Annotated in this window: 1 pseudogene; it reads left to right on the top strand. The window is 65.5% G+C overall.

Features of this window, described 5'->3' with window-relative positions:
* Window positions 1–229, top strand: a pseudogene (locus JN414_RS16705) (hypothetical protein); the annotation flags it as partial.

Here is a 229-nt window from a genome sequence, read left to right as displayed (position 1 = left end):
CACGGTGCCGGTTCTCAGTCTGACGCCCGATCTGGTGTCGGCGATTTCCGCCGTGGGCCTGTCCGCGCCCTTCGATGTCCCGGCCTGGCGCTGGCGGGTAGGCTGGCAGCATAATTTCACAGTCACGACTGGCACCGCTTTGCATCCCCAGTCTTCAGCCGACCGGCAGGCCCTGGTGGCCGTGGCCGATCGCAATGCGGTCTGGCTGGATATGCGGATCAAGGCGCAA

The sequence above is a fragment of the Gluconobacter sp. Gdi genome, from assembly GCF_014132155.1.
Classification (GTDB): Bacteria; Pseudomonadota; Alphaproteobacteria; order Acetobacterales; family Acetobacteraceae; genus Gluconobacter.
The sequence above is the reverse complement of the archived record's forward strand: the minus strand, read 5'-3'. Positions and strand labels throughout refer to the sequence as shown.